This window comes from Rahnella sp. GSA61A, from assembly GCF_019969905.1.
Lineage (GTDB): Bacteria > Pseudomonadota > Gammaproteobacteria > Enterobacterales > Enterobacteriaceae > Rahnella > Rahnella aceris.
In genome coordinates this window covers 78809-91635 of sequence record NZ_JAHXYO010000013.1, presented here as the reverse complement: position 1 = coordinate 91635, position 12827 = coordinate 78809, and the positions used below count along the sequence as shown (strand labels likewise).

General features: G+C 54.3%; 11 protein-coding genes. All 11 read right to left on the bottom strand.

From position 1 onward, the window contains the following. Positions 1 to 23: 23 nt before the first annotated feature. Positions 24 to 1361, bottom strand: coding sequence for an isochorismate synthase MenF (gene menF, locus LC431_RS16940; RefSeq protein ID WP_223510111.1), 1338 nt, complete (start codon positions 1359 to 1361; stop codon positions 24 to 26). 235 nt (positions 1362 to 1596) lie between these two features. Then, positions 1597 to 1905, bottom strand: a complete 309-nt coding sequence (elaB, locus tag LC431_RS16935; protein WP_013574602.1) for a stress response protein ElaB — start codon at positions 1903 to 1905, stop codon at positions 1597 to 1599. Between the two features lie 112 nt (positions 1906 to 2017). Continuing rightward, positions 2018 to 2533 carry a DUF1097 domain-containing protein gene (locus LC431_RS16930; protein ID WP_112151207.1) on the bottom strand — a complete coding sequence of 172 codons (516 nt, stop codon included), beginning with the start codon at positions 2531 to 2533 and terminating at the stop codon, positions 2018 to 2020. Positions 2534 to 2737: 204 nt separating this feature from the next. Beyond that, positions 2738 to 4198, bottom strand: a complete 1461-nt coding sequence (nuoN, locus tag LC431_RS16925) for an NADH-quinone oxidoreductase subunit NuoN (protein ID WP_013574600.1) — start codon at positions 4196 to 4198, stop codon at positions 2738 to 2740. A gap of 6 nt (positions 4199 to 4204) precedes the next feature. Then, entirely contained in the window at positions 4205 to 5734 is a 1530-nt protein-coding gene (gene nuoM, locus LC431_RS16920) for an NADH-quinone oxidoreductase subunit M (protein ID WP_013574599.1), read from the bottom strand. A gap of 97 nt (positions 5735 to 5831) precedes the next feature. Beyond that, a complete protein-coding gene (gene nuoL / locus LC431_RS16915; RefSeq protein WP_013574598.1) occupies positions 5832 to 7679 on the bottom strand; it encodes an NADH-quinone oxidoreductase subunit L in 1848 nt (615 codons plus the stop codon). Further along, positions 7676 to 7978: an NADH-quinone oxidoreductase subunit NuoK gene (nuoK, locus tag LC431_RS16910; RefSeq protein ID WP_004936014.1), complete on the bottom strand. Its 303-nt coding sequence runs from the start codon at positions 7976 to 7978 to the stop codon at positions 7676 to 7678. Before nuoK ends, nuoL begins: the two co-directional genes overlap by 4 nt. Next, on the bottom strand, positions 7975 to 8535 hold the full coding sequence (gene nuoJ / locus LC431_RS16905; protein WP_013574597.1) for an NADH-quinone oxidoreductase subunit J: 561 nt from the start codon (positions 8533 to 8535) through the stop codon (positions 7975 to 7977). Before nuoJ ends, nuoK begins: the two co-directional genes overlap by 4 nt. Before the next feature lie 12 nt (positions 8536 to 8547). Beyond that, positions 8548 to 9090 (bottom strand): NADH-quinone oxidoreductase subunit NuoI, encoded by a 543-nt coding sequence (gene nuoI / locus LC431_RS16900; protein ID WP_013574596.1) that lies wholly within the window; start codon positions 9088 to 9090, stop codon positions 8548 to 8550. A gap of 14 nt (positions 9091 to 9104) precedes the next feature. Then, positions 9105 to 10082, bottom strand: a complete 978-nt coding sequence (gene nuoH, locus LC431_RS16895) for an NADH-quinone oxidoreductase subunit NuoH (RefSeq protein ID WP_013574595.1) — start codon at positions 10080 to 10082, stop codon at positions 9105 to 9107. Next, on the bottom strand, positions 10079 to 12805 hold the full coding sequence (nuoG, locus tag LC431_RS16890) for an NADH-quinone oxidoreductase subunit NuoG (RefSeq protein ID WP_126124692.1): 2727 nt from the start codon (positions 12803 to 12805) through the stop codon (positions 10079 to 10081). The genes nuoH and nuoG overlap by 4 nt, the downstream gene beginning before the upstream one ends. Positions 12806 to 12827: the final 22 nt, after the last annotated feature.

The window sequence follows — 12827 nt, the reverse complement described above, 5'->3', positions numbered from 1 at the left end:
GTTCAATTCACTCCGGCAAGGGGTTATCCGGCCTGAACGGCAGGCGTATAATGCTCTTCCAACAAAGTGCGTAAACCAGCGGCTTTGTTTTCGATTTCCTGCCATTCCTGTGCAGCGTCAGAACCGGCGACAATCCCCGCGCCTGCGTAGAGTTCAAGATGATGTCCTTTCACCGTCGCCGAACGTAACGCGACGGTAAATTCACTTTGTTCAGCACTGAGATACCCGGCGGAACCGGCATACCACTCGCGGTCAAAAGGCTCAAATTCGGCGATAAATTCACGCGCGGCCTGACGGGGTAATCCGGCCACTGCTGCGGTCGGTTGCAGACGTTGCAGACAAGCAGCGTCATCGGGGTCGGTCAGCTCACCGTGAATATTGCGGCGTAAATGCTGCACCTTGCGCAGACGTAAAATCTCCGCTGGCGTCACATCCAGCGAATGCGCCCCGCCCTGTAAGCGCTGGCAGATATCGTCGACGACCAGTAAATTTTCGCGTTGGTTTTTGCCATCGCTGAGCAGCCAGTCCCCCAGCGCCCGTGCTTCCCGGTCATCGGGATGATTGGCCACGGTTCCCGCCAGCGCTTCGGTATAGAGTTCGGTGTGATCACGCAAGAATAAACGTTCCGGGCTGGAGCCCAGAAACGCCTGTTGCGGGGTAAAAGCCAGCATGAAATGGTAACAGTGATGATTAACGTCGCGGCTGGCGGCAAGAAATGCGCAGGCATTCAGCGGCTGGCTGAGCGTTAAGGTGGTTTTTCGCGCCAGCACCACTTTGTCGAACTGATGCTGCTCAATACCCGACAGCGCGCGGTCTATCAACTGTTTCCACTGAGGCTCGTCCGGTAAATGATGATGTTGCAATACACGGGAAGCGATCGACGGTAAGGCGCGGCTGACGACCAGTGAACGTAAAAATAAGCGGGTGCGGCGTGTCTCATCGCGTAAAGAATGTGGGCTGAAAACGGTACAACGCAGCCAGTAACTGTTTCCCTGACGGCAAAGTTCGATGCGCGGAAGAAACAGTGCGTTGGCAGCTATTGCAGCTCCGTCAGCCCCGTTAAACGCATTCAACCCCCAGATATGCAAATCGGGTTCATCCTGGTGCTCGCGGATGAACGCCTGTGCCCGGGCGGTATCGCAAAATGAGTAGGCATCACCACAAACAGCGGCTTCTTCATTGCCATCACGATGTTGCCAGTAGAATTTCGGGTAGCAGGGTTGCGCAGACAACCATTCCAGCAGGCCGGTGTCAGGCTGTTTTTGCAGGGAATAACTGAACTGCCGGATCCCCGCTGCATCAGGCCATTCGCCTGCCAGCGTCGTATCAAGCTGCTCAATGATTGCTGATATTTGTTTCACCGCTACCTCAGGCCATACCGGATGTTTAGTGACGGGCAGAAATACCCTTCTGGATCAAAAAACGGGTTGGATCAATTACGGATGAATTATGCGGCGATACGAAAAATGAAAATATGCGACAGATCAAGCTGAAGTGAGTGCCATTAGCTAAGAAGGAGTATAGGCAGGGAGAAAGGAGTAAGCAAACCGGGAGAAACAAAACAGGAGCAGCACGCGCTGCCCCTGTTCAGTCAGATTAACGACGCAGAAGCAGGCCGACAACCAGACCTACGGCAGCACCGACACCCACACCATGCCATGGGTTTTCATGCACATAGTCGTCAGTTCTTTCCGCTACCAGGCGGGCTTTCTTGCAGTAAGAGCGTGCAGCCGGGTCAATACGTGATTTGATGTCTTTCAGCGCATTTTCTGCGCGTGCTTTGACCTGAATGTACTTCTCATCCGCCTTGTCACCAGAGGACTTCAGTACTTCTTCCAGCGTTTCAGTCAGCATGCGTAAATCGTCGTCCAGCGAATTTTGCTGTGTCTCAAATTGGTCAGCCATGGTTATCTCCTTATGATGTGTTCGTGTAAAAGCATAGACTGCTTTTAACCCTAGCGTATATCAGGAGTAATTGCCTGAAGGATCCGCCCTAAACTGCAGAAAAACCGAGGAATTAAGAACCTTCTGACCCTTTCGTTTCAGTGAAAACCGCCCCTTTCCTGGCGTCGCTTTGCTGCTTTTCACGCTGTTTTGCCAGCCATAATCCGCTGTTTTTCATTGCATAACCGAATACCAGCCCGACCAGCAAAGATACCACCACCTGACGCCAGTCACCTTGTGCGGCGAAGGTCGCGCAGGCACCAATAAAGGTACCCGGTACAAAGGCCAGCCACTGCTGACGCGCCTGAATACACATCAGGAATGCGACGATGCCGGTCAGCAGATAACCAAGAATGCTCCATTCCGGACGCATTGCGCTTCCCGCGATGATCACGACAGCCCAGAATACACCGCTGAGACAGGTCAGCGTGCTGATCAGCAATCCGCGTAATCCGCCCTGCGGACACGCAAAATATGCCGTGCATCCAAGAAAACCCGCCCAGCTTATCAGGCCAAAGCTAATCGCAACCCAGCCCCAGATACCGGAGAGGATACCGGTGGTAATGGCGATCATCACTAAAACATTCATGGTGTGAACCTGTACGAATCTGAACAAGCGCGCAGTGTACGCATTGGCAGGAATAATGAAATGGGAGAGATCACAAAACCAATGTAATAATTTATTGAACGTACATATAAATGTGATTTGCATCACAACATCTAACCAATACGATTAAAAAAGCCGCTCATGCGAGCGGCTTCGTCAGCTTTCAGACTGCGTTTGCAGACTTTATCAGAGCAGCGGTTGCGCCATCTGTACCAGCGAAATCAACGGTTGCGGGAAGATACCCAGCAGCAGCACCAGAATCGCGGAAATCAGTACGACTACCCCACCCGCCGTGAGCGCCCAGTTGTTTGGCGTATCACGAACCAGCGTTTCAGGCGCGCTCAGATACAAGCTCACCGTTACGCGCAGGTAGTAGTAAAGACCAATCGCAGAACCGACAACCACAGCACCGGTCAGCCACCACAGATGCGCGGTCACACCGGTCGCAATCACGTAGAACTTACCGATAAAGCCGAGCGTCATCGGAATACCGGCCAGTGACAGCATCATCACGGTCATCACCGCAGACAGAATTGGCTTATGCCAGAACAGACCACGATAAGAGAACAGTGATTCAGCATCCGGCCCTTTGTACGGGCTGGACATCAGACTGACCACACCGAAAGCGCCGAGGCTACTGAACAGATAACCCGCCAGATATACGCCCACGGTTTCCATCGACAACTGGTGCGTTTGTACCGCAATCAGTGCCACCAGCAGATACCCCAGGTGCGCGATGGAGGAATAACCGAGCAGACGTTTGATGTTGCTCTGACTGATGGCCATCAGGTTACCCACCAGAATCGAGCAGAAGGCAATAATGCCCAGCACGATGCGGATGGATTCGCTGTCAGCTACCGGCGCATACAGGAACAAACGCATGACCACAGCAAAGATCGCGATCTTGCTGGCGGTTGCCAGGAAAGTCGAGACCGGTGCAGGTGCGCCCTGATACACATCTGGCGTCCACAGGTGGAACGGAACCAGCGACAGCTTGAAGCCCAGCCCCACAATCATCATGCCCAGACCGGCCATCAGCAGCGGCTGGTGCAGCATCACGCCGTCGCCCAGGTTTTTGCCCAGTGACGCAAAGGACAAATCACCGGACTGTGCGTACAGCAGCGCCATACCAAACAGCAGGAAGGATGATGCGGCAGCCGACAGCAGCATGTATTTGATGGCAGCTTCCAGCGAGCGTTTCTGGCGGTAGGCGTAACCAATCAGGCCGAACAATGGCAGGGAAATCAGTTCGATTCCGAGGAACATTGACGCCAGATGGTTAGAGCATGCCAGCAGAATACCGCCCATCGCCGCAATGAGAACTAACAGGTAGAACTCTTCGCGGTTGTCCGGATAACCGGCCAGCCAAGGGTAAGCAAACGTGCTGGTAGCCAGGCTCGCCAGCAGCACCAGCCCGATGTAGAACATCGAGTAGCCGTCAACGCGCAGCAGCGGTGTGACGTCCTGCGGGCCGACCTGCCCGACGTAGTAAAGGGAAAGTAAGGCAACGTTCAGCCCGATGACTGTCAGTGTGGCATTAAGAAAATGGTCGCGTCGCCACGCAATGGACAGCATCACCACCACCACCGTCAATCCGACGATCATCAGCGGTAATAGTGCGATCAGATTTTGAAGTGTAAATGTCATGGCGAGTTACGGCCTTGTCGTTGAAATAGTGGAAACTGAAGACCCGAACCAGTGCTGAATGTTGCTCATCGCAGCACTTGAAGTATCCAGAATTGGCTGCGGGTAGAAGCCCAGCGCCACCAGCAATACAACAAGTAACAAGATGATCGACAGTTCGCGTGAGGTCATGCCCGGCAGCGGTTCGTCAGATTTTGCTTTGCCATAGTAAGCGCGCTGCATCATCACCAGTGAGTAAACCGAAGCGAACACCAGACCAAAGGTTGAGATGACAGTGATCACCGGCACAACCGGGTAGCTGCCGAACAGGATCTGGAATTCACCGACGAAGTTACCTGTACCCGGCATCCCCAAAGTAGCGACGGCGAAGAACAGCGACAACGCTGGCAGGTATTTAATCCGGCCCCACAATCCGCCCATCTGGCGCATATCACGGGTATGCAGACGTTCGTATAGCTGACCACAGATAATGAACATACCGGCTGCGGACAGACCGTGTGCAATCATCTGGATAACCGCGCCCTGGTACGCCAGCTGGCTGCCGGTGTAGATGGCAATCAGTACGAAGCCCATGTGCGAAACGGAGGTGTACGCAATCAGACGTTTAATATCGGTCTGGCAGAACGCCATCCACGCACCGTAGAAGATACCAATGACACCCAGCCACATGGCAATCGGTGCGAACTGGTGAGACGCTTCCGGGAACAGAGGCAGACAGAAACGCAACATCCCGTAGGCCGCGGTTTTCAGCAAGATACCGGCTAAGTCAACGGAACCTGCGGTCGGTGCCTGACTGTGTGCATCCGGCAACCAGCCATGCAATGGCACAACCGGCATTTTCACCGCAAAGGCGATGAAGAAGCCAAGCATCAGCAGATATTCAACACCGTGCGACATTGGCGTTTTCAGCAGGTCGGCATAGTTGAATGTCCATACGCCGGTGGCATTGTAGTGCACAAACACCAGGCCGAGGATAGCAATCAACATCACCAGTCCGCTGGACTGTGTATAGATGAAGAATTTGGTTGCTGCGCTGATACGCGTTTTACCGTCTGACGCTTTGTGACCCCACAAGGCAATCAGGAAGTACATCGGCACCAGCATCATTTCCCAGAAGAAGAAGAACAGGAACATGTCGATGGCAAGGAACACACCGATGACACCGCCGAGGATCCACAGCAAGTTCAGATGGAAGAATCCCTGATACTTCTGGATTTCACGCCAGGAACAGAGGATCGCCAGAACACCCAGCAGACCGGTCAGCACCACCATCAGCAGGGACAAACCGTCCAGTGCCAGATGGAAGCTGATGCCAAAACGTGGGATCCATGGCAATGAAAACTCGGATTGCCACTGTGGAATACCCGCAGGCGTCGTTAATGAATATCCTCCCTGCAACCACAATTGCACGGAAAGAGCCAGCGTCAGCCCCATCGCAATCAACGCGATCCAGCGCGGTACTTTGCTCCCAAAGCGCTCAGTCTGCCAGCACAGCAGCCCGCCGATAAAGGGGATAAATATTAGCCAAGGTAATAGCATGGCGTGTCGTTCCCTTCTTTTATGCCCGAAGGCTATTTCACTTGCCGGCCCGTTACGGGAACAGGCCAGCATTGATAACTACACCTGTAGTGCAGGCTTAAATCACCAGCAGCAGCGTCAGAACAACGACTGCACCGAGCCCCATTGACGCGACGTACCAACGTACCTGACCGTTTTCGCTGAGAGTCAGACCACGGTTACCCAGACGGGCAAACAGCGCAGGCAGATTCATCATTGAGTTCAGCGGATCACGTTGCAGGAGTTTCGCAACCAGCAGATAAGGTTTGACGAAAATCATGTCGTACAGCCAGTCGAAGCCCCAGGCATGGAACCACCAGGTCGTGAAGAAACGTCCCGGTGCGCTTTTCGCAATGCTGTTGACCAGCGAGCGTTTACCCAGATACAGGGCTGCCGCCAGCAGAATGCCAGCAATTGCAATCACGCCTGATGTGATTTCCAGCGTCAGCACGCTGCCGTGCGCCAGCTCGGTGGTATCCGGCAGTACGCCTTTCAGTGGCGGAACAATCATTGCGCCAATGAAGGTGGACAGAACCAGTAACACCAGCAGCGGCAGGTGGTGAGTGATGCCTTTACCCGCATGGGCTTTAATTTTTTCTTCGCCGTGGAAGACGATGAAGATCATGCGGAAGGTGTACAGCGAGGTCATAAACGCACCGACCAGACCGGCAACCATCAGATTCAGGTGGCCGTTAGCCAGCGCACCCGCGAGGATTTCGTCTTTACTGAAGAAGCCCGCAGTGATGATTGGCAAGGCGGACAGCGCCGCGCCACCGACCAGGAAGCAGAGATAGACAAGAGGAATGGATTTACGTAATCCACCCATTTTGAAGATGTTCTGCTCGTGGTGGCAGGCCAAAATGACCGAACCGGAAGAAAGGAACAACAGTGCTTTGAAGAACGCATGCGTCATCAGGTGGAAGATAGCGGCATCCCACGCCTGAACACCCAGCGCCAGGAACATGTAACCAATCTGGCTCATGGTCGAGTACGCGAGAACACGTTTGATGTCGGTTTGCACCAGCGCAGCGAAACCTGCCAGAACCAGCGTGACCGCACCAATAATACCCACCAGATGCAGAATTTCCGGCGCCATCAGGAACAGGCCGTGCGTGCGGGCAATCAGATAAACACCGGCAGTCACCATGGTCGCGGCGTGGATTAGCGCAGAAACCGGCGTCGGACCGGCCATGGCGTCTGCCAGCCAGGTCTGAAGCGGAAGCTGTGCGGATTTACCCACTGCGCCACCCAGTAACATCAGGGTCGCCCAGGTGATCGCCGTATCGCCTACTGCCAGTTTCTGCGGTGCCAGGATCATCAGTTCACGGAAGTTCAGCGTACCCAGCTCGCGGTACAAGATGAACAGCGCGAAAGCCAGGAACACATCACCCACACGGGTCACGATGAACGCTTTCATCGCAGCCGCACCGTTCGCCGGATGGGTGTAGTAGAAACCGATCAACAGGTAACTGCACAGGCCCACACCTTCCCAACCGAGGTACATCAGCAACAGGTTGTCTGCCAGTACCAGAATCACCATGCTGGCGATAAACAGGTTGGTGTACGCGAAGAAGCGTGAATAGCCTTCTTCACCGCGCATGTACCAGGAAGCGAACATGTGGATGAAGAAACCGACACCGGTGACCACAGACAACATGGTCATCGATAAACCGTCGAGCGTGAGTGTGACGGGAATATTGAAATCCCCGACCTGCATCCAGTTCCACAAATGCTGGTTAAAGACTTCAACACCCGCCGCTTTCTGGCTGAGGAAATTGATACCCACATAAATAGTGGTCAGCGCTGCCAGACCAATCGACCCGACACCAATGGTAGCGGAGGTATTTTCAGACCAGCGACCGCGTGAAAAGGCCAGTAACAGGAAGCCAATCAGTGGGAACAGAATTGTTAAATAGAGTAAGTTCATCCGCGCATCTCACTGACAGTATCAATATTGAGAGTGTGGCGACGGCGATACAGTTGCAGCAACAACGCCAGACCAATACTGGCCTCCGCCGCAGCCAGGCTGATAGCCAGAATATACATCACCTGACCGTCCGCCTGACCCCAGTAGCTTCCCGCCACGATGAACGCCAGCGCTGCCGCGTTGATCATCACTTCGAGGCTGATCAGCATAAACAACAGGTTACGACGAACCAGCAGCCCGGTAAGCCCCAACACAAAGAGGATCGCGGCCAGAATAAGACCATGTTGTAGAGGGATCATGCTCTCTCCTCCGTTTTTCTTTTTGTTGCCATTTCGGTCGTCACCGGTGCGTCACCAAAGACTTCACCGGGTTTGTGCTCACGACCAATATGGAATGCCACGACCAGACCGGCCAGCAGCAACATTGATGCCAGTTCAACCGCCAGAACGTAAGGTCCGAACAGTGCTATACCGACGGCTTTCGCATCAACCATGTCACCTTTGATGCCGTGATCGTGTAACCCGAGGATTGACATGATCATCACCACCAGCAGGATGACAGACAGAACCGAAGGCCCGATCCAGGTGGCAGGTTTGAGCCATGCGCGTTCCTGCTCCTGGACGTTGCCAAGGTTGAGCATCATCACCACGAACACGAACAGCACCATAATGGCACCGGCGTATACGATGATCTCCAGGGCACCGGCGAAATACGCACCGAGCGAGAAGAAGACCGCAGCGATCGCCAGTAAAGAGACGATCAAATACAGCAGTGCGTGTACCGGGTTGGTATGCGTGATCACACGCAATGTCGCCAACACGGCCACCAGGGCTGCAATATAAAATGCAAATTCCATGCTTGCGGCTCCTTAAGGCATCAGACCTTTGACGTTGATCGGTTTGGCTTCGTTTTCAGCTTCGCCTTTCGACTTGCCGTCAATCGCCATACCGGCCATCCGGTAGAAATTGTATTCCGGATATTTACCCGGCCCCGAAATCAACAGATCTTCTTTTTCATACACCAGATCCTGGCGTTTAAATTCGCCCAACTCAAAGTCCGGCGTCAGCTGAATGGCTGTTGTCGGGCAAGCTTCTTCACACAGACCGCAGAAAATGCAGCGTGAGAAGTTGATGCGGAAGAATTCCGGATACCAGCGGCCATCTTTCATTTCTGCTTTTTGCAGAGAAATACAGCCTACCGGACAAGCTACTGCACACAGGTTACAGGCAACGCAGCGCTCTTCACCGTCCGGATCGCGCGTCAGCACGATACGGCCACGGTAACGCGGAGGTGGGTTGACCGGAACTTCAGGGTACATCTGGGTTTCGCGCTTGGCGAAGGCGTGCATGCCTATCATCCACAAGCTGCGAACCTGGGTACCGAACCCGACCACTATGTCTTTCAATGTCATGGTTACATCACCCCTTATTGCGCGTTGTACAAAATGACCGCAGCGGTCGCCAGCAGATTAAGTAATGTCAGTGGCAGGCAAACTTTCCAGCCAAATGACATCACCTGGTCGTAGCGGGGACGCGGCAAAGCAGCACGGATCAAAATGAACATCACCATGAAGAAAGCAGTTTTCAACGCAAACCAGATAAACGGCGGCAGGAACGGCCCCTGCCAGCCACCGAAGAACAAGGTGACGATCAGCGCAGAGACCGTCACGATACCGATGTATTCCCCCACGAAGAACAGACCGAATTTCATACCGGAATATTCAATGTGGTAACCATCGGCCAGTTCCTGCTCGGCTTCCGGCTGGTCAAACGGGTGACGGTGGCAAACAGCAACGCCGGCAATCGCAAAGGTCACGAAGCCAAAGAACTGCGGAATGATGTTCCACACATGCGCCTGAGAATTGACGATGTCTTGCAGATTGAAAGAACCCGCCTGCGCCACAACACCCATCAGCGATAAACCGAGGAATACTTCGTAGCTCAGCGTCTGAGCGGATGCACGCATCGCCCCCAACAGCGAGTATTTGTTGTTACTGGACCAGCCAGCGAACAACACCGCATAGACGGTCAGACCGGCCATCATCAGGAAGAACAAAATACCGATGTTCAGATCGGCGGCGAACCAGGTCGGGCTGACCGGAACAATCGCAAAGGAAATCAGCAGGGACGTAAACGCAATCATCGGTGCCAGCGTAAAGATGGCTTTGTCGGTGAATTTAGGTACCCAGTCTTCCTTGAAGAACATCTTGATCATGTCAGCGACCAGTTGCAGGGAACCGCCCCAGCCGACACGGTTTGGCCCGTAACGGTTCTGGAACAGGCCCAGCAAACGGCGCTCGCCGAAGCTCATGAAGGCCCCACAGGTCACCACAACCAGCAGGATCACCACCGCTTTCAGAATGGCGATCAACGAATCGATGACTACAGGTGTAAACCAGCTCATTGTGCTGCCTCCCGCAGATTTTCAACCGTTGCGCCAACCAGCACCGGAGGAATACCCGGTAAGCCCAGCGGCAGGCCAACCTGGCCCTGACTCAATGTTTCGCTCAGACGAACCGGCAGTTTCAGTGTCTGACCGGCACAGGTGAATTCCACCTGAGAACCTGCGTTCACCCCTAACTGCGCGGCATCTGCCGGGTTAACCATCACGTAGGCTTCTGGCATACGTTGCTGGATAACCTTCGAGCGCTGTGTCATTTCTTCGCTGCCGAACAGGTGATAGTAAGGCGCGACACGCCAGTTATCGCGCTGTGCAGTAAAGGCAGCCGGAATAGTGGTGAAGTAATCGAGTGTCCCCTCACCGGCTTCAATCAGACGCACACCCGGATCACCGTGGCGCAAACTGCCGCCAACTTCGCTCTGGAATTTGTTCCAGGCTTGCGGTGAGTTCCAGCCCGGCGCCCAGGCGAATGGCACCTGATTGCGGTTAGCTGTCGGGCTGTTGTTCCCTTCCATCGAGAAGGCAAACATGGTGTCTTTATCTTGTGGCTGACGCGGTTCATGCACGCTGATGTTCGCGCGCATGGCAGTACGACCACTTGAACGTGCCGGAGAACGGGCCAGTTTCTGACCACGAATACGGAAGCTGGCGTTTGGCGCAGCTTCTACCATGCCCTTCAGCTGTGGCAGTGCTTCAACACAGGCTTCGATCACGTGATCCAACTGAGTCCAGTCAACATGACGGCTGTTGATGGTGGAATGCAGCGAGTGCATCCAGCGCCAGCTTTCCAGCATGGCAACCGTTGTGTCGTAGTAAGCCGGGTCGTAAACCTGGAAGAAGCGCTGTGCGCGACCTTCCTGATTCACCAGCGTACCGTCACTTTCAGCAAAACTTGCTGCAGGCAGGATCAGGCTGGCTCTATCCATAATGCGCGTACGCTGATGGTCAACAACCAGCAGATTCTGCACCTTGGCTAATGCCGCATCCACTTTGGCTTCCGGAGCCTGACGGTAAAGGTCATTCTCCATCACGATGGCGCTGTCAGCATCACCACGGGTTAGCAACTCAAGCGCTTCATCCAGCGAACCGCCGCCAATCATCGAAAGACCGATGCTGTTGGCCGCAGAGGCCACGAACGTAATGCCGACATCGCTGCCTGCTACTTTCAGCGCTTTGGCGATATTGGCGGCCGCTTCGATAATGGCATCAGAACCGGCGCTGGTGCCGGTAATGATCAGCGGCTTGCGCGCACCGGTCAGTGCCTGCACGATCACGTCGATTTTCTTGTTCAGGCCATCAGCCAGATCGCTGACCGCGGGCGCAGAATTATCCAGCGCATGGGCGATAGCAAAGCCGAAACGCGCCTGCTCATCGACCGGTGCACGGTAATTGTAAGCCGCGATGTCGTCGAGTTTGGTGTTATCCACGTTGGTGATAAACAACGGATGTTTGGCATGCTGACCGATATTCTGGACTGCCGCGATCTGCCAGTCGGCAACACGCTGTGCCGCCGCCATCGCGCGGGCTTTGCCTTTAACGGCCTGACGCACAGACAGTGCGATACGCGCGCCGGTCTGGGTTAAGTCTTCACCCAGCACCAGAACCGCATCGTACTCTTCGATTTCACGCAGCGCCGGTGTGTGAACACCGCTGTTGCGCAGAATGTTCAGCATCAGTTGCAGACGGCCCTGCTCTGCCGCGTTGATACCGGTGTAGAAGTTTTCGGCGCCGACCAGTTCACGCAAAGCAAAGTTGCTTTCAAGGCTGGCGCGCGGAGAACCGATACCGATGGTTTTCTTAGCCTGACGGATAATATCTGCCGCGCCCTGCATCGCCTGTTCAGCGTTAAGTTCGATCCAGTCGTTACCACGCAGCTGCAATGGTTTCTTCGGACGATCTTTCAGGTTCACGTAGCCATAACCGAAACGACCGCGGTCGCACAGGAAGTAATGGTTTACGGTACCGTTATAACGGTTTTCGATACGACGCAATTCGCCGTAACGCTCACCCGGGCTGGTGTTACAACCAACAGAACATTGCTGACAGATGCTTGGCGCAAACTGCATGTCCCATTTACGGTTATAACGTTCAGAGTGCGTTTTATCGGTGAATACGCCGGTCGGACACACTTCGACCAGGTTACCGGAGAACTCGCTTTCCAGCGGACCATCTTCCGGACGGCCAAAATAGACGTTGTCGTGTGCGCCATAAACACCCAGATCGGTGCCGTCCGCGTAATCCTTGTAGTAACGGACACAGCGATAACAGGCGATACAGCGGTTCATTTCGTGTGAAATGAACGGGCCGAGATCCTGGTTGTTGTGGGTACGTTTGGTGAAGCGGTAACGGCGCATACTGTGGCCGGTCATGACTGTCATATCCTGCAGGTGACAGTTACCGCCTTCCTCACATACCGGACAATCGTGCGGGTGGTTGGTCATCAGCCATTCCACGACGCTTTCACGGAATTCTTTCGCTTCTCCGTCGTCGATGGAAATGAAGGTGCCATCAGACGCTGGTGTCATACATGACATCACCAGACGACCGCGCGTGTCTTCCGCATTTTGGTATTGCTTAACCGCACATTGGCGGCAAGCGCCGACGCTTCCCAGCGCCGGATGCCAGCAAAAATAAGGAATATCGAGGCCGAGAGAGAGGCAAGCCTGTAACAGGTTGTCCGCTCCGTCTACATCGTATTCTTTGCCGTCTACATGAATCGTAGCCATAGTCAGCATGCTTCCACGTGGC